This is a genomic window from Paenibacillus sp. IHB B 3084 (assembly GCF_001447315.1).
Classification (GTDB): Bacteria; Bacillota; Bacilli; order Paenibacillales; family Paenibacillaceae; genus Paenibacillus.
Genome location: NZ_CP013203.1, coordinates 499124 through 520906, shown reverse-complemented (window position 1 = coordinate 520906; position 21783 = coordinate 499124). Strand labels below are relative to the sequence as shown.

Sequence of the window (21783 nt, the reverse complement as noted above, 5' to 3'; positions counted from 1 at the left end):
GGGTTCGTCTAACCTCTTCTTCCCGATGTTGAAAAATAGATTGGAGCGAATAACGGAGTGGAATTACGACAGTTGCAATACTTCATGAAGGTAGCGCAAAAGGAACATGTCACTCAGGCAGCCGAGGAGCTGCATGTGGCGCAATCTGCGGTCAGTCGGCAAATTCATCAGCTTGAAGAGGAGCTGGGGGTTAACCTTTTTATGCAAAAGGGCCGCAACTTGCAGCTTACACCGGTGGGGCAGTTATTTTGCAAACGGGTTGAAACGATTATAAAGGATTTGGAGCGGGCTGTTCTGGAGGTCCATGAGTTTTTAGACCCCGAGGGTGGAGAAATTCGTATCGGCTTCCCGCACAGTTTGGGCATTCATCTTATTCCTACGGTTGTGGCTGAATTTCGTAAACGGTATCCGAATGTTAAATTCAGATTTAAACAGGGGATGTACCCAAGTTTGATCCGTGATGTGTTGGCGGGTGAGGTGGATTTGGCTTTTGTATCCCCTTTTCCGGATCGTCATGATCATGTCGAGGGAGATGTGGTGCTGACCGAGGAGCTGTTTGCGGTTCTTCCCCCTAATCATCCTTTGGCTTCAGCCGGGCACATCACGCTGGATCAGCTTAAAGGAGAAAAGTTCATCTTGTTCAGAGACGGTTACTCCCTGCGTCCGATTGTCTGGCAAGCTTGTCTGGAGGCCGGATTTACGCCTGACATCGCTTTTGAAGGCGAGGAGACGGATACGATCCGCGGATTAGTTGCCGCAGGTATGGGGGTCAGTCTTTTGCCGGAGATGGCGTTGTTCCAGACCAATCCGCTCCAGCCCGCGAGGGTGTCCATTGTTGATCCCGAGGTGACGCGAACCATTGGCTTAATTCACCGTAGAGATGACAAGCTTCCGTTGGTTGCCAAATCGTTCCGCACTTTTTTGTTGCAATATTTTGGTCTTCAAGGTAGCGGTACTGTGACGGATGGAAGTGCTAAAGCGGACTAACAACAGGCGAGTATAGGGAATTGGATAAAATATAAAAAGGTTGTTCCTCTACCATCATCATGGGGAGGAACAACCTTTTTTTGCTACAAAAGCGATTAGTCACGGCTGTTGAAGATGCCGATCAGGCGAATCAGCTCCAGTAAGGAAACGAGAGCGGCAGCCACATATGTTAATGCAGCGGCATTCAATACTTTAGCCACACCTCGTTCTTCATCACTGCGGATAAATCCTTCGGACACCATAATTTCACGGGCACGGTTGGAAGCATTAAATTCGACCGGCAATGTAATTAATTGAAAAGCAACAGTAGCTGAGAAAAAGATAATGCCCAAGCCAATCAGGTTTGTGTAGCTGAACAGTAACCCGGCAATCAACAGAAACGGTGCAATGCCGGATGCGAAGTTGACAATCGGGAAAATCCGGTGACGCAGCGCTAACATAGGATAATGCTCTTTATGCTGAATCGCATGACCGACCTCGTGACAAGCCACAGCAACTGCGGAAATAGATTTTTCATAATATACTGGCTCGGACAAGCGTACTACGCGTTGCATCGGATCATAGTGGTCAGATAACGCGCCAGGTACAGGTTCAATGGGCACATCGTGCAAACCGTTGCGATCCAGCATATGCCGGGCGGCATCGTAGCCTGTCAACCCGTTTTCGTTGGGAACATCAGACCATTTGTTAAAAGTACCTTTCACACGAAATTGCGCCCATAAGGATAAACCGAACGCAAGAATAATCAATATATACATCCCCATCATAAAGCAACCCTCCATTATTATTTCATCAAAACAGCCCGGGGATCTACATCATAGAACTGTGCTCCAGCAAATACTTCAGAGCTTCGATACAAGCGGCGCTTTGCGGTAGTAGACCAGTAAGCAGCTTACGTGCTTGAACGGGCTTGAGCTGCCCCAGAAGAGGCTGTAGCTCATTGACTTCGCGCTCCAGGCGCTGCATGTGCATCTCTAGACTTGTCAGCTTATCGGTGACGTGCTCTTCGCCCGGAACCGAATTCCACTTCATTAATGTCTGTTTAATTTCCTCGAGGCTATACTTCTCTTGTTTCATTTGGTTAATACGTTCAAGCCTTTTTAAAGTTTCATCATTATATAACCGATAATTTTTCAAAGACCGTTCTTCAGGTGCGATCAAACCGAGCTTCGTATAATAATCAATGGTCCGTTCGCTGACACCAGCCGTCTTGGCTAGCTCGCCAATTCGATATAGCTTCATATCCCCATCTGTCCTCACCTCGCGCTCTTCATTCAGCCTTCAATATTACGCATCTGCAAACAGAGTGCTTATAAAAATATTTTACATGATTCCCAACCGTACAGTCAAACGTCATGCTTTTCTAGCCCATGAAACAAGCTACTTTTATAGTTAGTAAACGTGACATGGAAAGTTCAAGATCACTTTTTTTTCGAATAATAAAAAAATCTTGTCAAGTTTCATGTATTCTGATTATAATGACAATAAGAATTTCACGAAATGTAAAGAAACTTAACATTTGAGGGAGTGGGCTTCATGAGAAAAAAGTGGTTTGTTGCATTACTGTCCATGCTGACGGTACTGGCTTTTCCGGTAGGTGCGTTCGCTGCTGACGGTCCGACAAATATTCAGCTTCAAGCGGGATTAAACACGGCGTTTACCTTCTTGGCATTTATTCTTGTGTTTTTCATGCAGGCGGGATTTGCATTGCTGGAGGCTGGCTCCACACGAATGAAGAATGCGGGGCATGTCGCTGGTAAAACGATTCTCACCACGGGCGTTGCAGCATTATCCTTCTGGGCTCTTGGGTTCGGGCTAGGCTTCGGTAACGATGGCGGTAACGGATTTATGGGGCTGACGGGTTTCTTCATGAGCGGCACGGATGCTGCTGTATCGTTTGACTCCCTTTCAAGTCTGGATGTTCCGATTACAATCATGTTTTTGTTCCACTTTGCTTTTGCTGCGGTATCTCTTTCTATCGCATGCGGGGGAATGGCAGAGCGTGCAAAATTAAGTGTATACATCATTTTCGGTATTTTGTTCTCCATCGTAATCTATCCGGTTGTAGCTCACTGGGTATGGGGCGGCGGCTGGCTCGGCAAGCTGGGCATGCAGGATTATGCCGGCTCGACGGTAGTCCATCTGACAGGAGCTACAGCGGCACTCGTCGCTACATTGCTGCTGAAACCGAGACTGGGCAAGTTCAACAAGGACGGCAAACCGAATATTATCCCTGGACATAATCAGGTATACTCCATTCTGGGGGTTATTATTCTCTGGTTCGGCTGGTTTGGATTTAACCCGGGTAGTGCTGTATCGGCTATGAATGACGGATTTTTCGGGTATGTGGCGGTAACCACGAATCTTGCGGCGGCGGCAGGTGGAGTATTTGCCCTGCTGGTATCTTGGATGGTCTATGGAAAAGCGGATATTCCGTCCATGCTGAACGGTGTACTGGCGGCTTTGGTAGCAATAACAGGGGCGTGCGCATTTGTAGCTCCTTGGGCGGCTCTGGTCATCGGTGCGGTAGCAGGGATTATTACCTTCTTCACAGCACAATGGTTTGAGCGTGCAAGAGTAGATGATCCGGTATATGCATTTTCCGTCCATGGTATTGCAGGGATGTGGGGTGCGATATCCACAGGATTGTTTGCTACTCCTGAACTGGTGAAAATAACAGGTGTTGGTCAAGCGGGGCTCTTCTATGGTGGCGGATTTACGCAATTGGGAGTGCAGCTTCTGGGACTGATAGGGACTTTGGCTTTCGTGTTCGTCATTTCCTTCATTATTCTGGGTTCGATGAAAGCTATTATGGGTATTCGTGTTACGGAAGAGGAAGAAACGATGGGACTGGATATCAGTGAGCATGGTACGTACGGCTATCCTGAGCAAATGAAGTTGGTTGCCGAGGCTGAGAAGCGTTCTGGGACTGTAAGCTAATATGTAAAATATAAAGAGCCAGTATGAATGAGCGGAGGAGATGGAAGTATGGAACTGCAAAATACGGCACCTTGGGTGAGTTCAGCCGAAGCGATTGATCATGCAGATACGCCTGAATCGCTAAGGCAGGCTAGGGTCGATTCTCAAAAATGGCTGCTGGCTTCCCAAGCCTCCGCTCCGTTATCAGACTGGTTACAAACGGCGAATGATATGCATGACCGCATTGCAGCCAGAGCTGTGCAAATGTGCGAAAAAGGGATGGTTGAGGATGGCTTCGGCCTTCCTCCCGTCCCTTACGCATTTATAGCCTTCGGCAGCATGGGACGCTCGGAGTCGACGCTATGGAGTGACCAAGATAACGGTATGATTATTAGTGACACTGCATCTGTCGGGAAAGAATCATATTTTATGGAGTTCGGCCAGAGGATATCTGCAATGCTGGAATATTTGGGATATCCGAAATGTGAAGGGAAAGTGATGTGTTCAGAGCCGCTATGGCGCCAAACGTTGTCTGAGTGGCAGGAGCAGCTGGCAAAATGGTCCGATGATTTTGCATGGGAGCCGATTCGTTATCTGATTATCTCTTCTGATATGAGGCACATCGCTGGAGACGAGCAATTGTCAGCAGAATGGAAGCGGAGCTTTTATGCGTTGCTGCGTAAGCATCCGGATTTGCCGTCCGCGGTACTTAGGAACACGGTAAGGCATAAAGCGACACTTAATATTTTGGGTCAGATCGTTACCGAGCGCTTCGGGGAGCACGCGGGCGATTTTGATGTGAAATACGGTTTATACATCCCGTTGGTAAATGCAGTACGGTTTTGGGCTTTGCAGCACGGGGTGGAGGAGACCTCTACGTTGAAAAGGCTCAGGCGGCTCGCGCTGCTGGAAGCAGCACCGTCACCTTTGCTGGATGCTTGTGAGCGGGCCTTTCGGATCGCGCTACAGCTTCGGATGGCTACTCCGGTGCAGGAAAAGAACGGACTCTTGGTTAGCAAGGGTTACCTTGCTGTCAAACCATTGAAGCAAGGTAAGGGCTGGCATGAACTGCGCGAGGCGCTTTCGACGGTGCGGCGGCTACATCGTGCGCTGCAAAGACAGCTGCGGTTTACGGAAGGGAGAAGGTCATGAAGGAACCAGCGCAGGGAGGCGGCTTTTGGAGCGCTCTTCGCAGAGGAGGGGTACCGTCGGCCATCGCTTCTGTGATGGGAGCTCCTACGGCTCAGCAGATGGCCTTTATCCGTTCCTTAACTCGGGAGCAACGGCGCTCAGAGGTATTGCGAACCCCGCTGGAGCGTTTGGAAACGGTTGTTTTTGACTTGGAAACTACGGGATTTTCAGCGCAGCATGGAGATGAGATTTTATCGTTCGGTGCGATTCGGGTTGTTGGGGATACGATAATGGAAAAAGAGCAATTTTACACGCTTGTCAATCCACGTACGGCCATTCCTGAGCACATTACGGAGCTTACCGGGATTACCCGGGAAATGACGGATGAGGCTTTGCCTCTTATGGATGGGCTGCATGACTTTATGTCCTTTGTAGGGGGACGGGTGCTTGTAGCGCATGCCAGTGCTCATGACAAGGCATTTTTGAATGCAGCGTTGTGGAAAACCTCTAAAGTGCAACTGACCCACCGTGTTTTGGATACGATGATGCTTGCTAAATGGCTGGAACCGCAGCAGCACCAAACGTACAGTTTGGATGAGCTGCTGACCTATCAGGGCATACCCATTCAGGGGCGGCATCATGCGTTAGAGGATGCGAAAATGACGGCAAAGCTGTGGGTGGCGTACGTTCAGGAAATGCTGAAGCGTAATGTGACCAATTTGGCAGATGTGTATGCTCATTTAAGCCATGCCTGATTCAGTACAAGGCACAAGCTTCAATATAAGACAACATTACAGCAAGTCTGCGATCATTCGTGGGTTTGCTGTTTTTTTGTGCACCTGTACAGATTGGAAGGGTTAGAGGTGGGAGCAGGATGGGCACCATATGTGAGAGTAATCCAGATGAAAGGCCGGGTGATTGGGCTGTGAAAAAAGTTGTTTTTATTAAATTCCTGATGGTTATGCTGGTTGTAGGAGTAGCTTCATCGGGAGGAGCAACAAACATGATTTATGCGGCAAGCGCACCGGCTAAAAATGTGCAAATTCAGGAGGAATATGAAGGTGAGGGAAGACTTGAAACTGGCAAGGGGATAGAAACAGGGTTAGATGCTATAGAAGTGATGCAAAAGATACAGCCTGGTCAACCGCTTCCTTCCATAATTTTAAAAGGTTTGGACGGCAAATCCTACAATATAGGAGCCAAGCATCATAAAGCGCTGGTGATCAGCTTCTGGGCCTCGTGGTGCGATCCGTGCCGTTTGGAGGCACCTGTACTGAATGGGCTATATAGCAAGTACAAGCATGATGTGGACGTGTATGGGATTAATGTAACACGCTATGATCGGTTGGAGGATGTGCAAAAGTTTTCCCGCTCGCTAAACCTTCAATTTCCGGTTTTGCTGGATGAGCAAGGAGCGCTGTTTGAAAGGTTTGGGGGTGCTGCATTTCCGACGAATGTCATGGTTGACCGTCATGGACAGGTACGTGAAATCATAATCGGCATGCTCAGCGAACGTGAGCTGGAACGAAAAATAGAATTACTGCAAAAAAGACGGTGTCTTTAGGGGCCGAATAGACCGCAAAAGACACCGCTTATTAAATAAAAAGCATACATCAAAGAGCAACCATCCAATCAGTGATTTACCAGTCCTTGGGGCGATAGTTCGTTCTGCTGATTTTTCGGAGACGGAGCTTCCAGCAATGCATAACGGAAGCTGTCCACCAGTGCTTCCCAACTGGCTTCAATTACATTTTCGGATACGCCCACGTTACTCCATACGTCCTCGTAATTTTTGGACTCAATGAGCACGCGTACCTTGGCAGCGGTGGCATCCTTTTCATCGAGCACACGTACTTTATAGTCTGCCAGATGCATATCGCGCAGTGCTGGGAAATATTGAGAAAGAGCTTTACGCAGTGCGTTATCGAGCGCGTTGACCGGACCGTTGCCTTCAGCGGCAGTATAAACGCTTGTGCCTGCAACATTCAGCTTCAAGAACGCTTCGGATACAACCGGGCGACCCGCTGTTTTCTCCACCAGCACCTTGAAGGACTCAAATGTGAACATTTCCTTCACTTCACCGCCTGCTTCACGAATGAGCAGCTCCAGCGAAGCATCGGCTCCTTCAAACTGGTAGCCTTGATGCTCCAGCTCCTTGATGCGGCTAATGACCCCACGTGCCTCATTGCTGGACGGATCAAGGGTTATGCCCAGCTCCTGCGCCTTAGACACAACATTGCTTTGCCCGGCAAGTTCAGAGACCAGCACCCGTTGCTTGTTGCCTACCAGTTCGGGAGCGATGTGCTCATAGGTTCGCGAGTCGCGTAGAATAGCTGACACGTGGATACCGCCTTTGTGGGCAAAGGCAGCATTGCCGACATAAGGCTGGTTCACTGGCAAATTCACGTTGGCAACTTCGCTGACAAAGCGGGCCGTGTTGTGAAGCTGCTTTAGCTTGTCGGAGTCCAAACACTCGTAGCCGAGCTTGAGCTGCAAATTTGGAATGACGGAGCATAAATTAGCATTACCACAACGTTCGCCGTATCCGTTAATCGTACCTTGGATTTGTCTCGCGCCTGCTTGCACTGCACTCAGCGTATTGGCTACAGCCAATTCACAGTCATTGTGTGTGTGAATGCCCAGCTTTGACCTTGTGAGCTGGCTATGCAGTGTGGTGACAATTTCCTGTATCTCATGCGGCATGGTGCCGCCATTGGTATCGCACATGACGAGCCAGTCTGCGCCTGCTTCTTCCGCTTTTTTCATGACGGCGAGTGCATATTCGGGATTATTTTTATATCCGTCAAAAAAATGCTCGGCATCAAAAATAACCTCCATGCCCCCTTGCTTTAAAAAGGCGATGGAGTCGTAAATCATGGACAGATTTTCTTCGAGTGTCGTCTGTAAGGCAGTGTGTACATGAAAATCCCATGATTTGCCGACGAGAGTAGCCGCTTGGGCGCCGGATTCCAGAATCCGTTGCAGATTGGCATCCTGTGCCGCTATGCTATCTTTACGGCGTGTGCTGCCAAAGGCAACAATCTTGGCCTTTAGTCCCAGTTCTTGCACCCGTTTGAAAAATTCGATATCCTTGCTGTTGCTCCCGGGAATCCCGCCTTCAATATAATGAACACCGAGATCATCGAGTTTTTTGGCGATTTTCAATTTGTCGTCAGCAGACAAGCTAATTCCTTCTCCTTGAGTTCCGTCGCGCAGTGTTGTATCGAAGATAGAGATAGCGGTGGACATGAGGACTCCTCCTTCGCGGATTGCACAGATTGGTAGTGCTTTGCTTTTTTAAGCAGCTTATTTAATGATTTAACGCGTGAAAATAGAAAAGTGTCAACCTGCCTTGATTCGTATGATTTTTGATTATATCAACTTATGACTTCAAATGTAATATATAAATATCATTTTTGACCGCAAAACCTTATTTTCATGTAAAATAGGGCATAGCGTTATTTTATAATTTATAGTTAAAAGAAGGGTTGAGCATGAGAGATGTCAGTGCTTATTATCCGGTTGGTGGACGGGTTATTCTGCATGTCGATATGAACGCATTTTATTGTTCTGTTCATGCAGCGGAGGAACCGGAGAAATACAAGGGGTTGCCTACCGCAGTCGCGGGCAGCAGTGAGCTGCGCAGAGGTGTAATCGTAACCTGCTCCTATGAAGCCCGGCGATTGGGCATCTCAACAGGGATGGTCGTCCAGCAGGCCCGGCGGATTTGTCCGCAGCTCATCGTGATTCAGCCTGATTTTCACTTGTACCGTCGTTATTCCAAGGCTTTTATGAGCATTGCTTATTCGTATACACCTATGTTGGAGGCAACTTCAATTGATGAATGTTATCTGGATATTACAGGTTCCAAGCAGTTTGGAACGCCAATGGAGATTGCGGAGGAAATCCAGCGCAGAGTAGCGGACGAACTGGGACTGCCTTGCTCCATCGGAGTGGCGCCCAACAAGCTGCTTGCCAAAATGGCCTCTGACCTGAAAAAACCGCGCGGAATTTCTGTTTTGCGCTTGCGTGATGTGCCAAAGGTTTTGTGGAATCTCCCCTGTGGTCAATTGTTTGGTGTGGGACGGAAAACGGCCGACAAGCTTCGGCAAATGAACATTCGCACCATTGGCCAATTGGCCAAGGCGGACGAGCATGTGCTGATTGGCGTATTTGGCGTGACTGGCTCGTGGTTAAAGCTGGCTGCTAACGGGATTAATCATTCTCCGGTCAATACCGAGCGGGAGCCGAACAAGTCGATCGGACACACTACTACCTTGCCCATGGATGTGGTGGAGCTGGAGGAAGCCCAACGGGTGCTTCTCAATATTAGCGATCAGGTAGCCCGCCGGCTTCGACGGCATGGCATGCTGGCAGGAGGTATTCAACTGACCATTCGGACGCCGGAGATGAAGACCTTTACGCGTTCTCAGGTAAGGAGTATTCCTACGGAAAGCGCAGAGGACATATATAAGGAAGCTTGTGCGCTGTATAGGCGACATTGGGGAGAGGGCAAGCCTGTTCGTTTGCTTGGAATTACGCTTCAGCAGCTAATCCCAAAGGAAGAAGCTGCTGTTCAATTGGATCTATTTGAATACAAGGACCAGCCCAAAAAGGAAAGCTTGCTGAAGACAATGGATGCATTGCGAGACAAGTTTGGCGAAAATGCAGTTCTGACCGCCGGGATGCTGGGAGATGACCCTTCGGTACTTCTTCGGAACTCCAAGCTGCGCGGAACTTCGCTGCAAAAAGACAATCTCCAGACGCCTGAGTAAACTTTTTGGTGGATTTGTGTAAAGCAACGTAGGCATACGTTATAAGTATTTTTTGCATAAAGGATCAATGAAAATAATTTGTAATAATTTATTGTTTGTATTAATATGTGAATAGAATGCAAAAGCTGGTTTGTTTGATTGTATAGGAGGCAGAGGAGAGTTATGGCTAAATACACTTGGGTAGAAAAAGATACATGCATTGCGTGCGGAGCCTGTGGTGCTACAGCACCGGACATTTATGATTATGACGATGAGGGCTTGGCTGAAGTGATCTTTGATGGAGATGGAAACCAAGGCATTAAGGCAATTTCAGACGACCTGTTTGATGATATGCAGGATGCTTGCGATGGTTGCCCTACAGATTCTATTAAAGTTGCAGACGAGCCTTTCAATAAAGAAGGTTAAGTCTACGCTATCTTGGATAGGCACAGCACTGACAGCACTCTTTGCCGTACAACGGTGAAAAGGTGCTGTCGGTGCTGTTTTTTTATGTGCTGTTCATATGGCCTGTTTTGACCGATATACATAGTAAAGAATAGGGTAAGACTACACGATCAGGAGGATCCGATGAATCATTCGCCTCATCTTAAATCGTATGTAAAAATGCACCCTGATAATAAAATGGCCTGGTATTTGCTCGGCAAAGAGTATGAGAGCAGTGGTCAGGAGGGTAAAGCAAATTATTGTTTCAATCGCGCGGGTGAAGTGTTCGAAGCCTTCGAGCATAAACAGATTCCGGCAGACGTATGGATGGAGTATCAGGATAAAGTGGTGCAGATGTCCAAGGAGAAGGCGCGGAGAACGGCTCGAACGCGTTATTTGCTAACTACGTTGATGGTACTTCTTCTAATATGGGTACCTTCAGCCAATTCGCCGGGTCATTCGAGGGAAAGTGCATCCGTTCCGCCTGGAACAGAGCGTGTGGCAGCCGACAATGTCAAAGTGGCAGGAGAGCAGACTTCTGACCCGAATAAAGTGGCTCAGATCGGTGGGCTTGGTGCTGGTGGTATGTTTACGGCCCAAGCACGCACAGGCAGTTCAGCAGGAACAGCACTTGCAGATATGTTGGCAAAGGCTGGTCGTCTTCCGGCCGAGACTACAGTGCTGGGTATGGAGCAAAGTGGTTCTTGGCTGCTCTGGAGAGATCGTATGCAGCCGCTGCTTAGCTTGCAAAACAAAGGAAATGGAGGCTTAGCCGTCCAGTCTTACGACGCAGCAGCGTGTGCTTGTAAGCCGTCTGACAGTGAAAAGCTTCGAAAAGCAGGTCTACAATGGGCTGCGGGACAGGAAGAACTGGCTGTGCTGAATAGCTCCATGCGTGCTTTTCGTACGCAGCATCAACGTCTTCCTCAAAGTCTCGATGAGCTGACCGGAAGCTTTCCGGATAATATGATGTACGGTACGACAGACGGAATGAAGAAGGCTTTTACACCTATGCGTAGTTTACTTGCTTCACAGGGACAGAGGGCTGAAGGAGCAGCAAGTCAACAAGCTGGCTCGTCGGCTGAAAGCAGTCCTTTGCTGGCGTCGTCGCTGTATGGACGGCCTTTTCTGGGGCAGCCGCTGCGGATTGTGGTAGACAAGTCGAAGCACAGGCTCGGATTGGTGAGTGGCAATGTGCTGATCCGCAATTATCCTATCGGTTTGGGCGGAGAGCGGACTCCGGAAGGGAAGTTTGTTATTACGGATAAAGTCGTAAATCCGAACGGCAAGTCCAACGGTGAGTTTGGCAGCCGCGGTATGCAGCTGTCTGGAACGAATTATGCCATCCACGGCACGAACGAGCCAGACAGCATTGGCAAAAATGAGTCATTGGGCTGCGTTCGCATGGGCAAACAGGATGTGGAGGAGTTATTTGCTCTCGTACCTTCAGGTACGGAGGTGGTCATTGGTACCGGGGGACTGCCTGATCGAGTGCTTGTGCCTGGCTCCCGATTTACGACTGAGCCGCAGCAGGACCAGACCAATCCCCGCAAAACCTATCACTGGCTAAATTAATCTTTAACGCTATTGCTACGTGTAGTTTAACGATTTCCCGCTTGTGCTAAAACAACGACCAGAACAATCACAATGATGAGGAGAACAAAACTGACGGCGGTCCATACAATCGCTTTCTTGTTCACCTCGTCCTTTTTCTTTTGCAGACTTGGCGGCTTGCGCTTGGTCTTCATATCAGCAATCCCTCTTTTCTGACGGGCTATAGCCCTGTCTTACTATGTCCATTGTAAATGGTTTGATTATACATTTACAATGACATCTCCATGACAACTGAATTGTTCCTGATGCTGCACTCGCAAATTACTTTCTTTTTGGTATGGAAAAAGCTAAACTATTTTGTAGAGATGTTTTTTTAGGATTGCGCAAGGGCATAGAACGGAGTGGATGAATCGTGTTGTATCGAAGGATTGTGAAACCTGTTTTTTTCAAAATGAGTCCAGAGACGGCTCACCATGTAGTCATTGACGGGTTAAAGCATGCGGGCTCATTTCCTGGCGGAGCGACAGCGCTGCGGGGAATGTACGGGGTCAAGGAGACGCCGGATTTGGCCGTCGATCTGTTCGGTATCCATTTTCCCAATCCGATTGGACTGGCTGCGGGACTGGATAAAAATGCGGAAGCGGTTGTCGGTTTTTCTTCCATTGGTTTTGGTTTTATGGAAGTAGGCACGGTGACACCTGTGGGACAGCCGGGCAATGACCGTCCTCGTTTGTTCCGGTTGCCTCCTGATGAGGCGTTAGTGAATCGGATGGGCTTTAACAATCTGGGTGCGGAAAGCATGGCTAAACGTCTGGCTGCGCTGAAACATCGGCCTGTTCCGGTTGCTGTGAATATTGGTAAAAATAAAAACACGCCTAATGAGGATGCCCATAAGGATTATGAGAAGTGCATTTCCGCGCTGTATCCGTATGCGGACTTTTTTGTAGTAAATATTAGTTCACCGAATACGCCGGATCTACGAAAGCTTCAGCATGGTAGTGAGCTAAAATCGCTGCTGGAAGCAGTGCGTGCAGAAATGGGAGTACAGGCAACGAAGCATGGCGGAGCCAAGTCAGTGCTGGTCAAAATTGCGCCGGACGTATCGGATGAGGAACTGGAATATATGACAGACGCGATTGCGGCCAGTGGAGTGGACGGCATCATCGCGACGAATACGACAATTTCGAGGGCTGGCCTGACGCACCGGAATGCGGGTGAGACGGGCGGGCTTAGTGGTAAGCCGCTACGTGACCGTTCTACAGAGGTCATCGGACGAGTGTATCGCCAAACCGATGGCAAGCTGCCGATTATCGGATCGGGCGGCATTTTCAGCAGTCGTGATGCTTACGACAAAATTAAAGCAGGCGCAAGCCTGATTGAAATTTATACATCATTGATCTATGAGGGGCCGGAAGTGAACCGGACATTACATGCCGGTCTGCGTGAGCTGCTGCGAAAGGACGGCTTTAGACACATTAGCGAGGCTGTTGGTGCAGATCACAGATAAAAAGTGTTGTCGGAAGAGACAGGAGGTACGGGGATGGACGGAAGAGACTGGGGAACATTTTTGCTGCCATATGATCAGGCGGTGGAGGAGCTTAAGGTCAAGTTCAAAACAATGCGTGCGGAGCTGAAAAAGCGCGAGGAATACGCTCCTATCGAATTCGTAACCGGACGGGTGAAAAAAATATCAAGCATCCTCGATAAAGCGAAGAGATTACAGGTTCCTTCTGATCAGCTGGAGACGGGAATCGAGGATATTGCAGGAATCCGCATTATGTGCCAATTTGTTGAGGATATCCGGCGGGTAGCCGAGTACATTCGAAGACGCAAGGATTTGACCGTACTGTATGAAAAGGACTATATAACCAATTATAAAGATAGCGGATACCGCAGCTTTCATATGATTGTGGAATATCCGGTGCAAACAGCGCTTGGATTAAAAATTGTGCTGGCAGAAATTCAGATTCGTACCTTGGCGATGAATTTTTGGGCGACCATTGAGCATTCCCTCAGCTATAAGTATCGTGAGAGCTTGCCAGATAATATGCGTACACGGTTAAAAAAGGCAGCCGAGGCGGCCTTCGTACTGGACAACGAGATGTCTTCGATGCGTCTTGAAATATTGGAAGCGCAGAAGAAGTTCGAGGATGAAGCGAATATTGTATCCAAAGTGCTGACAGGTATGCACCGACTGTATTTCTACCATAAGATCAGTGAAACGATTGATGCGCAGCGCAGGTTCAATGAGCTGTGGGAGCGGCACGACATGGAAGGAATCAAGCTGCTTCACGATGAGGTCAAAGAGATGCTAGAAGCCTCTACCAAGGAAGAAGACAGGGATGAGTATTAAATGACAAACCTTTCCTACGAACCGCTGTACGTGACTTATTTGGTATACTTCAATCGGGATCGGGATTATTTTGAATGTCACGAGGTACTGGAAGAGCTGTGGCTAAAGCTGGACCGTGACCCTGTATATAAAGGTTTGCTGCAAATTGCTGTAGGGCTGTATCACTTCCGTAACGGAAATTTTCGCGGTGGACATATGTTGCTGGACAGCGCGGTACACAAGCTGGAGCATGCGTCTCCGCAGGCGCTGGGCATTAACATGGAGAAGCTGGTGAACGAGGCCCGTGCTTGCGCCCGCCAGCTTGCCGAAGCCGTTGTAGCTGGCTCGAAGGATCTCCAGCACCAGCCGCCGGGTTTTCGGGATTTGACGATTGAAATCGTCGATCCCGTGCTACGCCAGGCTGTGGAGGAGGCATCGCCGTCCATAACAGCCAACATCCCGCAGCAGAGAGGCCCGCGGCGTGGGGAAAAGCATGAGCAGCGTCAGCAGGCGCTTGAGGCTTCTATGAGGCGCAGACAGGCGGCTGACGGCTCCTGCTCTGCCTCGCCCGGTACGAAGGGCACGATGTAGTTTGAAGCGTGCCCATTATTAAAGCAAGCAGCCCGATCCGTTTCAAGGGGATCGGGCTGCTTTATCGTTCAGTAGCCTAAGCCGTGTGGACGTCGTTAAGGAGGTTGTTTAGGAAGTTACATTCTTTTTATATTTTTCAAAAAAGGCTTTGAAATCATCGAGTGTGTAGCCGTTGTCGGAAGGATTTTCCTTCAAACCACCTACCATGCGCTCTTTTTCCACACCTTTTTCATAATAGATGAGCGTAGGGGTGTACTCAATTTTGTACTTGTCCCAGCCGTCCTCATACTCGCGCAGGTTAAATTCGTGCATGGTGATGTTTTCCTGCTTGCTCAGAGGCATTAACTTGGGAGTGGTGGCGCGACAATGAACACAGTCAGATGCAAAATGATAGACGAAAAAGTTTTCCTTTTTGTCAATTTTGCTTTGCAGATCCTCCGGTTTAATAATCTGCTGATAGTTTAGATCATTCAGCAGCTCTTGGGTGGCAGGTTTTAACGAGGCTGTGGAAACGCCATACAGCTTGTTTTTAGTGCCTGAATTTAAAGCGAGCAGCACTCCAAGCAAAATGACCAGCACAACAAAAAAGCCGATGACAGGTATAAGCTTTTTTTTGTTGGATTTTTGTGCGTTCAATGCAATCTCTCCTATCAAAATTCAAAATATGTAGCTATGAGTCTCATTATTATACAACATTACAGCTTGTAGTGAAAGTTTGTAAATCACACGGATATTGCAGCTTAACAGGTTGATTATGGTACAATAAATTTTATTTTAACAGGACAGGATGATTGCAATTATGGGTGTACAGCTCCCTACAGCATTTGTGAAGCGCATGGAGCAATTGCTCGGCGACGAGTTTGAGGCTTTTATGGCTGCTTATGACCATACGCCTCATGCCGGGATACGCGTCAATACGTTAAAAATTTCGGTGGAGGCGTTTAAGGCGATTTCGCCGTTTGAACTGCGGCCAATTCCGTGGTGTGATACAGGTTTTTATGTTCCGTACGGCACAAAGCCGGGGTTACATCCTTATTATCATGCGGGACTGTATTATGTGCAGGAACCAAGTGCAATGTCTCCGGTAGAATTGCTAAATGTTGCTCAGGGTGAGGCTGTAATGGACTTGTGAGCTGCACCGGGCGGGAAATCGACCCAAATTGCGGCCAAGCTGCAAGGAAGCGGTCTGCTCGTAACGAATGATATTAGCGCAGATCGAACCAAGGCATTGGCCAAAAATGTGGAATTATATGGTGTGCGAAATGCCGTAGTGCTGAATGAAAGCCCGGATCGAATCGCAGATGACTTCCCTCATTTTTTTGATAAAATATTAATTGACGCTCCTTGCTCGGTAGAAGGGATGTTTCGCAAGGATGAGGATATGGCGAAGCAATGGGAAAACCATTCGGTGGACAAATGTGTAGTTATGCAGCGGGATATTTTGCGAGTGGCAGTATCTATGTTAAGTGACGGGGGAAGAATTGTTTATTCGACCTGTACCTTTGCTCCAGAAGAAAATGAAGGGATGATCGCAGAGTTTCTGGAGGCACATCCTGATTTTGATGTTGTTCCTGTTCCTTCAGGAACGGGTTTTGCTTCAGGTCATCCAGAATGGGTGAGTGAAGCGGTTGCGGTAGGCCATCCGGAACTGCGTGGAACAGCACGCCTTTGGCCTCATCTTATAGAGGGTGAGGGTTATTTTATCGCTGTGTTGCAGCATCAAGGCAGTCGTACAGCTACAGCGGATAATCAGCGGGGAATGGTCGATTCCTTTAAATCCGTTGACAGGGACGAAAAGGCTTTAAACATAGGTTCGGATCGTGCCCGTAAGAAGCAGCGGCTGTCTGTCAAGGAAGCGCCGACGCCAGGTGGACAGGGCAGGTTTGCAGTTAGAGAGCACAAACGGAATCGAAAAGGGATGGACGGGAAATCGGGTAAAGGAGCGAATGTACGCGGTTTCGAGAGCAACAAGTCTCGTTCTGGTAAAGATGCGGCAAAATACGCTGGGCGGGGACAACATGATGTACTGGAGTCCTATCTCTATTTTGTACAGGAGCAGCTTGAGGCGTTATTTGCAGGCCATATAGTAGTTTACGGAGATCGGATTTATCAGTCGCCGCTGGAATCTCATCGTCTGGACGGGCTTAAGGTGGTCCGTCCGGGCTGGTTTATGGGAACAGACAAGAATGGTCGGTTTGTACCTTCGCACCCGCTGGCAGTGGCTTTGTGCCCTTCTGAGGCGGTCAGGAGCATAAACCTCTCCAGTTCAGACACAGAGGCCATCCGTTATTTGAAAGGTGAAACGTTATCCATCCCGGCCCAGCGAATGACGCTGCGGAACGAAGCACAGCCCAAAGGCTACGCTCTCGTATGCATTGACGGATATTCTGCCGGATGGGCAAATGGCAGGACGGTATGCTCAAAAATGAATACCCTACAGGCTGGAGGTGGACATCGGTATGAGTGGGAAAGGAAGACAGACGCAGCGTTTGGACAAGGTTCTAACCCATATGGGATACGGTTCGCGCAGTGATATCAAGAGACAGGTAAAGCAAGGGATGATTACTGTGAACGGTCGGACTACCAAGGATAGCGGCTTGCAGGTTCATCCGTACAACGATCAGATTGAAGTGAACGGGGAACGGGTTGTTTTTCGGGAGTACGTTTATATCATGTTGCATAAGCCACCGGGCGTTATATCCGCAACCGAGGATACAAGAGAGCGAACGGTGCTGGATTTGCTGAGTGCAGAGGAACGGAATTTTGAGCCTTTTCCTGTAGGACGGCTGGATAAGGATACGGAAGGGCTGCTATTGTTAACGAACGATGGCAAGCTGGCGCATGAACTCTTATCTCCACGGCGACATGTTCCCAAAACGTATGAGGCTACGGTGTCGGGTCATGTGACGGAAGAGGATGTTCATCAATTTGCAGCAGGGGTGGAGTTGGATGACGGCTATGTCACTCTTCCGGCCCAATTGACCATTCTTCGTTATGAAAAAGCGCAAGAAGATGAAGAAGTCATTTCATACATTTCTCTTGTGATCCATGAAGGGAAGTTTCATCAGGTGAAGCGCATGTTTGAGGCGGTCGGCAAAAAGGTTACGTATTTGAAAAGAACGGCGATGGGGCCGTTAACGCTGGATGATCAGCTTCCTCTGGGCAGCTATCGTGAGCTGACGAACGAGGAGCTGGCATGGATCGGCCGGGATTTGGCATCTGCAACGTCAGAGGCTTAATAGATATAGTGAAGCAGCAATGACGCACAGGCTCTTATGGGAGTTCCCTGTGCGTCATTTTGCTATACAGACTATAATTTACAGCTAACAGATGGCAGACTGCATGTTTATTGTGCGCGTGCCGCCCGACTTTTTTTCACTTCTGCTGCCTTATAAGCTGTGACCTTGTTTTTGCCCGTTGTTTTGGATATATACATAGCCTGATCGGCCTGTTTGACCAGTTCATCCGGGTTCATTTCCTTCTTTAACGTGCTGTGCCCGACGCTGATGGTCACGATGCTTTCATCGGCGACCCGCTCACGGATTCGTTCCGCGACCTGTTCGACATTGGCCCGCCGATCAACCACCATCGCGACCAACTCCTCGCCGCCGTATCTTCCGGTTAGTCCGATTTCATCCAGTTCTTCTTCCATAATCTGTGCAACCTGTTTAAGTACATCATCCGCGCGGGCATGGCCCTGCGTATCATTCAGCTTTTTGAAATTATCAATGTCGCAAAAAATGACCGATACGCGGATTCCCTGCTCCATATATCGCCGCAATCGCCCCGAAAAGTATTTACGGTTATACAGGCCAGTCAAACCATCAGTAATGGAGGAACGGTAAATCCGTTGAAGCAGCTCCACAATCCGTTCGAACAGGATTAGAAACAACGTAGTGTAATACAGCAATGGCAAAAATGACATCCATAGGACTGTGCTTGTTGCACCTTTTTCAGCCGGAATGTCGGCTCGCAACCACAGACAGCCAAGCCAAAGCAAATAGAACAGTAAGCCCAGTGCAAACTTTTTGGGCTGACCGATTCGTGGGATGATGAATACAAGGCTCAAAGTAAGCACAATGAGTCGATAAAGCAGGGTGAACCCGACGAGATTTGCTGCGCTGATCCAACTGGGCAGCAATCCGGCAGCCCATACGCTAACTGGCAATATCAGTAGCGCTCCCAGCAACAGCAAAGACCATGCTCCCGCACGTTTTAGCTTCCGGTAGAGCTGAAATACGGCGGCATTGGTAAGCACAAAGGCAGCAGCCTCCAGCGTATTTTGCCACACGATTCCTTGTAGCGGCATTTTGCCGCCACCTGCCGAATAGAGATTCATGGCTTCATATGTCATAATAAAAATAGCGGCAACCGAAAAAAGGATATAGGCTTTTTTTCGCTGTCTGCTATATATGATCACGCACATCAGCGCCATCATGAGTATAATATACAAACCGCAGGCGGCACTTACAGCCCCGGCCAGAGATGGGAAACCGAAGGTTCCCGATAAGGACAACAACGTCAACGTCACCGACTCCATCTGTATAGATAGTGAGTCTATTGAACGGGGAATATGGTTCCGATACAATAGACAGGATTTATTCCATTTAAAATGTTATAATTTTCTTTTGTACTTAGCAATTATTCTCAATATATCATTTTTCAGAAAATCCGGAAACCTATACATACAACCTGTGATCCGGGCAATACAACGCTTGAAAGGGGAAGCACGTCATGAAATTGCTACAGGCTCTCTTTTTCCCACCCGAGCAACCGGGCGGCGTTTCATCTATGATTCCATATCTGCAAGAGCGATTTATGTCCCCGCGTTGGGAAATGGAGCTATTTTCAATCCCTAAACGGATTCGTAATAAGGGCAGGGATGAAGTCATATTTGATACCTTTGACTGGACGCAATATGAACAATATCCGATTGTCCAAAAATATATTCAGACGTACCGTGACTATTTGTGGTGGACCCGGCTTCGCATTCAGAAGCCCTTTGATCTCATTCATGCTCATCATCCGATTGCCGGGATTGCTATGAAAACTGTTTTTCCCGACATCCCGCTCGTTCAGACGATTCACTCTTCTTATGAGAAGGAGTTAATTCTAAACGGTAAAATAGAGGAGAACGGGCCTGAGCATCAATTTCTGGTGTCCTTGTATCGGGAGTTGGAGCATAAGGCCGATCGCCTGATTGCAGTATCCCGCTCTTTCCAGCATTACTTGATGCCATATGTACAAAATCCGCAAGATATTGTGGTCATTCCGAATGGATATGATGAGAAGCGCTTCAAGCCCATACCACATGAAAATGAAGTGACACAGCTTATAACTGTCTGTCGCCTTGTCCCTGCCAAAGGGCTGGATACTTTGTTACAGGCCTGTGCCGAGCTGAAAAAGAGAAATCAGAATTATGTGCTGCATATTATCGGAGATGGTCCCATTCGACCCGAGCTGGAAGAGCTGGCGCGGCGGTTGGATATTTACCATGAAACGATCTTTTATGGATACACGCTTCATCCAGAAGAGTTTATGCCTTTCTTTGATGTGTTTGTTTTGCCTTCACGAGCGGAGGCCTTTGGTTCCGTGTTTGCGGAGGCGGCTTTGAGCTGTTTGGCTTTGGTGGGTACAGAGGTGGGGGGAATACCGGAGCAAATTGAGGATGGGGTAAATGGTCTGCTTGTGCCACCCGACAGTCCGGGGGCACTGGCAGACGCATTGGAAAAGGTTATCGCAGACCCTGCCTATCGTTATGAGCTGGCGCGATCTGCCTGCGACAAGGCTAAATCGAGCTATTCCCTGAGCAGGGCTGTTAATGAGCTAAAGAAAATGTATTTGAAATTCCAGCCCTAACCATGGCGTGTACCACCTGATTTTGAATCAGAATGCCGAAAGCTGGAGCGAGGACGTGAGGAACGGAAGGGTCCCCCACGTCCTGCCATGATCAACTTGCTCACCCACATCAGACTAAGCATCCCGAAAATGGGATATAGAACGGACAGCAGTGAGCTGAAACCAAACTGACTGATTAGAAAACATGTGAGCATAATGAATAGTGTGATGAGCTTAGGTGAAATTTGGATATGCTGGCGGATTTGCAGACTGACACCGTAAATGTCGGCCACGAAGGTACTGAAGATTTCCATGAAAATGAGTAAAATATAAATGATTTCGACCAGGGCCCCCAGACGGTAAGCAATGCTTCCCATCGGGATCTCAAATTGCCGAATTCCCGGCATATGTGCCGACATGGCAAAGTGAGCAGACATGAGCATAAACCCGACGCCAATCCCGCCCAAAACCCCGCCCCAGCGAATCGTTTTGCGGGAAAAGGTTTGACTGCCGAGTGGTACAAGCACAGCTTGGGCCATTGCCAGATTGAAGGAAGTATACAGCAGCGGAGAAATCCAGGCTCGCAGTATACTATAATCGGACGTATTTGTAATAAAGCTCTGCGGGTTTGGCATGGAGAGTGTGTTGTTAATGAGCAGGAAAGACATAATCATCATCATAGGGACAACAATGGTGTTCATATGCAGGATAGCCTTGATTCCTTTGCTCAGCAGTAGATATGTTCCGATCAGTGTAATGAGCAGTCCGGTCTGGTAATGCAGGTGAAGGTGTTCAACGAAAACAGAACCCGCTCCTGCCAGCATCACACTGTTGACACCAATCAGTACGATGAGCGTGAACCAGCTAATCCATTTACCGGCTCTGGCTCCAAAAAGGTGCTTGTTCAGATCCTCGTAGGACCGAGCTGAAATATCGTGAGCGATCAGCATCATTTTCGTACCCAGCCATACAAATATGAGTGTGGACAGCATGATGGTGAGTGTAGCCCAACGTCCGTACTGTGTAAAAAACTGCAATATTTCTTGTCCGGTAGCAAATCCGGCACCGACGATTGTTCCGATGTATGTAAAAGCAATCTGCAAAACATGAATATTACGTTTCATCCTCAGTCCCTCCTTGCCTGCTTGAATAACGCTGTAGCGAGCATATAATACAAACTATGTTCAACTGAATTGGGACATGACTGGATGAGACTGAAAATAATTATAGTGA

Annotated in this window: 20 protein-coding genes and 1 pseudogene; 14 read left to right on the top strand and 7 right to left on the bottom strand. The window is 48.4% G+C overall.

The window, feature by feature from the left end:
* Positions 1 to 57 precede the first annotated feature (57 nt).
* Positions 58 to 987: a glutamate biosynthesis transcriptional regulator GltC gene (locus ASL14_RS02425; protein ID WP_014280860.1), complete on the top strand. Its 930-nt coding sequence runs from the start codon at positions 58 to 60 to the stop codon at positions 985 to 987.
* 95 nt (positions 988 to 1082) lie between these two features.
* Here ASL14_RS02425 and ASL14_RS02420 read toward each other — a convergent pair whose 3' ends face one another.
* Both ASL14_RS02420 and ASL14_RS02415 read right to left on the bottom strand, forming a co-directional pair.
* Positions 1083 to 1754, bottom strand: coding sequence for a zinc metallopeptidase (locus ASL14_RS02420; protein WP_134910312.1), 672 nt, complete (start codon positions 1752 to 1754; stop codon positions 1083 to 1085).
* Between the two features lie 43 nt (positions 1755 to 1797).
* Positions 1798 to 2229, bottom strand: coding sequence for a MerR family transcriptional regulator (locus ASL14_RS02415; protein WP_187644882.1), 432 nt, complete (start codon positions 2227 to 2229; stop codon positions 1798 to 1800).
* 294 nt (positions 2230 to 2523) lie between these two features.
* On the opposite strand from ASL14_RS02415, the gene ASL14_RS02405 reads away from it, so the two are divergent.
* The 4 genes from ASL14_RS02405 (at position 2524) to ASL14_RS02390 (ending at position 6601) form a co-directional block, all read left to right on the top strand.
* Positions 2524 to 3927: an ammonium transporter gene (locus ASL14_RS02405; protein ID WP_134910310.1), complete on the top strand. Its 1404-nt coding sequence runs from the start codon at positions 2524 to 2526 to the stop codon at positions 3925 to 3927.
* Between the two features lie 48 nt (positions 3928 to 3975).
* Complete coding sequence (locus tag ASL14_RS02400) at positions 3976 to 5058, top strand: DUF294 nucleotidyltransferase-like domain-containing protein (protein ID WP_134910309.1); 1083 nt, start codon at positions 3976 to 3978, stop codon at positions 5056 to 5058.
* Positions 5055 to 5792: an exonuclease domain-containing protein gene (locus ASL14_RS02395; protein WP_025686468.1), complete on the top strand. Its 738-nt coding sequence runs from the start codon at positions 5055 to 5057 to the stop codon at positions 5790 to 5792. Before ASL14_RS02400 ends, ASL14_RS02395 begins: the two co-directional genes overlap by 4 nt.
* Before the next feature lie 119 nt (positions 5793 to 5911).
* A complete protein-coding gene (locus ASL14_RS02390; RefSeq protein ID WP_223264170.1) occupies positions 5912 to 6601 on the top strand; it encodes a TlpA family protein disulfide reductase in 690 nt (229 codons plus the stop codon).
* Between the two features lie 68 nt (positions 6602 to 6669).
* Here ASL14_RS02390 and cimA read toward each other — a convergent pair whose 3' ends face one another.
* Complete coding sequence (gene cimA, locus ASL14_RS02385) at positions 6670 to 8286, bottom strand: citramalate synthase (RefSeq protein WP_134910308.1); 1617 nt, start codon at positions 8284 to 8286, stop codon at positions 6670 to 6672.
* Positions 8287 to 8531: 245 nt separating this feature from the next.
* Here cimA and ASL14_RS02380 point away from each other — a divergent pair, with 245 nt between their 5' ends.
* The 3 genes from ASL14_RS02380 to ASL14_RS02370 all read left to right on the top strand — a co-directional run bounded on the left by ASL14_RS02380 (position 8532) and on the right by ASL14_RS02370 (position 11810).
* Entirely contained in the window at positions 8532 to 9812 is a 1281-nt protein-coding gene (locus ASL14_RS02380) for a DNA polymerase IV (protein ID WP_134910307.1), read from the top strand.
* A 162-nt stretch (positions 9813 to 9974) separates the two neighbouring features.
* Positions 9975 to 10217: a ferredoxin gene (locus ASL14_RS02375; RefSeq protein ID WP_014280869.1), complete on the top strand. Its 243-nt coding sequence runs from the start codon at positions 9975 to 9977 to the stop codon at positions 10215 to 10217.
* A gap of 162 nt (positions 10218 to 10379) precedes the next feature.
* Complete coding sequence (locus tag ASL14_RS02370; protein ID WP_134910306.1) at positions 10380 to 11810, top strand: L,D-transpeptidase; 1431 nt, start codon at positions 10380 to 10382, stop codon at positions 11808 to 11810.
* A gap of 26 nt (positions 11811 to 11836) precedes the next feature.
* Here the strand turns inward: ASL14_RS02370 and ASL14_RS27210 are convergent, their stop codons facing one another.
* Positions 11837 to 11983 carry a hypothetical protein gene (locus ASL14_RS27210; RefSeq protein WP_014280871.1) on the bottom strand — a complete coding sequence of 49 codons (147 nt, stop codon included), beginning with the start codon at positions 11981 to 11983 and terminating at the stop codon, positions 11837 to 11839.
* A gap of 218 nt (positions 11984 to 12201) precedes the next feature.
* Between ASL14_RS27210 and ASL14_RS02365 the strand changes: the two genes are divergently transcribed.
* The 3 genes from ASL14_RS02365 to ASL14_RS02355 are packed head-to-tail and all read left to right on the top strand — an operon-like array spanning position 12202 to position 14712.
* Positions 12202 to 13296, top strand: coding sequence for a quinone-dependent dihydroorotate dehydrogenase (locus ASL14_RS02365; protein ID WP_134910305.1), 1095 nt, complete (start codon positions 12202 to 12204; stop codon positions 13294 to 13296).
* 33 nt (positions 13297 to 13329) lie between these two features.
* A complete protein-coding gene (locus ASL14_RS02360) occupies positions 13330 to 14142 on the top strand; it encodes a GTP diphosphokinase (RefSeq protein WP_134910304.1) in 813 nt (270 codons plus the stop codon).
* Positions 14143 to 14712 carry a DUF309 domain-containing protein gene (locus ASL14_RS02355; RefSeq protein WP_134910303.1) on the top strand — a complete coding sequence of 190 codons (570 nt, stop codon included), beginning with the start codon at positions 14143 to 14145 and terminating at the stop codon, positions 14710 to 14712.
* A 108-nt stretch (positions 14713 to 14820) separates the two neighbouring features.
* On the opposite strand, the gene ASL14_RS02350 is transcribed toward ASL14_RS02355, so the two are convergent.
* Positions 14821 to 15348: a thioredoxin family protein gene (locus ASL14_RS02350; RefSeq protein ID WP_134910302.1), complete on the bottom strand. Its 528-nt coding sequence runs from the start codon at positions 15346 to 15348 to the stop codon at positions 14821 to 14823.
* Positions 15349 to 15511: 163 nt separating this feature from the next.
* Here ASL14_RS02350 and ASL14_RS02345 point away from each other — a divergent pair.
* Together ASL14_RS02345 and ASL14_RS02340 are read left to right on the top strand one after the other, a co-directional pair.
* Positions 15512 to 17175 (top strand): annotated as a pseudogene (locus ASL14_RS02345) (RsmB/NOP family class I SAM-dependent RNA methyltransferase).
* The gene (locus ASL14_RS02340) at positions 17172 to 17951 is read left to right on the top strand and encodes a pseudouridine synthase (RefSeq protein ID WP_134910301.1); all 780 of its coding nucleotides are present in this window, start codon (positions 17172 to 17174) and stop codon (positions 17949 to 17951) included. Before ASL14_RS02345 ends, ASL14_RS02340 begins: the two are co-directional and overlap by 4 nt.
* Positions 17952 to 18058: 107 nt before the next feature.
* Here ASL14_RS02340 and ASL14_RS02335 read toward each other — a convergent pair whose 3' ends face one another.
* Positions 18059 to 19252 carry a GGDEF domain-containing protein gene (locus tag ASL14_RS02335; RefSeq protein WP_134914348.1) on the bottom strand — a complete coding sequence of 398 codons (1194 nt, stop codon included), beginning with the start codon at positions 19250 to 19252 and terminating at the stop codon, positions 18059 to 18061.
* Between the two features lie 194 nt (positions 19253 to 19446).
* Here ASL14_RS02335 and ASL14_RS02330 point away from each other — a divergent pair, with 194 nt between their 5' ends.
* Entirely contained in the window at positions 19447 to 20571 is a 1125-nt protein-coding gene (locus ASL14_RS02330; protein WP_134910300.1) for a glycosyltransferase family 4 protein, read from the top strand.
* Here the strand turns inward: ASL14_RS02330 and ASL14_RS02325 are convergent.
* Positions 20568 to 21674, bottom strand: coding sequence for a YkvI family membrane protein (locus ASL14_RS02325; RefSeq protein WP_134910299.1), 1107 nt, complete (start codon positions 21672 to 21674; stop codon positions 20568 to 20570). The two genes, ASL14_RS02330 and ASL14_RS02325, sit on opposite strands and share 4 nt — an antisense overlap.
* Positions 21675 to 21783: the final 109 nt, after the last annotated feature.

What these genes read in the sequence shown, in the direction of transcription:
- ASL14_RS02360 (WP_134910304.1), top strand. Translation starts at nt 13,330, where the DNA reads ATGGACGGAAGAGACTGGGGAACATTTTTGCTGCCATATGATCAGGCG.
- ASL14_RS02370 (WP_134910306.1), top strand. Translation starts at nt 10,380, where the DNA reads ATGAATCATTCGCCTCATCTTAAATCGTATGTAAAAATGCACCCTGAT.
- ASL14_RS02405 (WP_134910310.1), top strand. Translation starts at nt 2,524, where the DNA reads ATGAGAAAAAAGTGGTTTGTTGCATTACTGTCCATGCTGACGGTACTG.
- ASL14_RS02325 (WP_134910299.1), bottom strand. Translation starts at nt 21,674, where the DNA reads ATGAAACGTAATATTCATGTTTTGCAGATTGCTTTTACATACATCGGA.
- ASL14_RS02415 (WP_187644882.1), bottom strand. Translation starts at nt 2,229, where the DNA reads ATGAAGCTATATCGAATTGGCGAGCTAGCCAAGACGGCTGGTGTCAGC.
- ASL14_RS02330 (WP_134910300.1), top strand. Translation starts at nt 19,447, where the DNA reads ATGAAATTGCTACAGGCTCTCTTTTTCCCACCCGAGCAACCGGGCGGC.
- ASL14_RS02420 (WP_134910312.1), bottom strand. Translation starts at nt 1,754, where the DNA reads ATGATGGGGATGTATATATTGATTATTCTTGCGTTCGGTTTATCCTTA.
- ASL14_RS02335 (WP_134914348.1), bottom strand. Translation starts at nt 19,252, where the DNA reads ATGGAGTCGGTGACGTTGACGTTGTTGTCCTTATCGGGAACCTTCGGT.
- ASL14_RS02340 (WP_134910301.1), top strand. Translation starts at nt 17,172, where the DNA reads ATGAGTGGGAAAGGAAGACAGACGCAGCGTTTGGACAAGGTTCTAACC.
- ASL14_RS02375 (WP_014280869.1), top strand. Translation starts at nt 9,975, where the DNA reads ATGGCTAAATACACTTGGGTAGAAAAAGATACATGCATTGCGTGCGGA.
- cimA (WP_134910308.1), bottom strand. Translation starts at nt 8,286, where the DNA reads ATGTCCACCGCTATCTCTATCTTCGATACAACACTGCGCGACGGAACT.
- ASL14_RS02400 (WP_134910309.1), top strand. Translation starts at nt 3,976, where the DNA reads ATGGAACTGCAAAATACGGCACCTTGGGTGAGTTCAGCCGAAGCGATT.
- ASL14_RS02390 (WP_223264170.1), top strand. Translation starts at nt 5,912, where the DNA reads ATGGGCACCATATGTGAGAGTAATCCAGATGAAAGGCCGGGTGATTGG.
- ASL14_RS27210 (WP_014280871.1), bottom strand. Translation starts at nt 11,983, where the DNA reads ATGAAGACCAAGCGCAAGCCGCCAAGTCTGCAAAAGAAAAAGGACGAG.
- ASL14_RS02355 (WP_134910303.1), top strand. Translation starts at nt 14,143, where the DNA reads ATGACAAACCTTTCCTACGAACCGCTGTACGTGACTTATTTGGTATAC.
- ASL14_RS02380 (WP_134910307.1), top strand. Translation starts at nt 8,532, where the DNA reads ATGAGAGATGTCAGTGCTTATTATCCGGTTGGTGGACGGGTTATTCTG.
- ASL14_RS02395 (WP_025686468.1), top strand. Translation starts at nt 5,055, where the DNA reads ATGAAGGAACCAGCGCAGGGAGGCGGCTTTTGGAGCGCTCTTCGCAGA.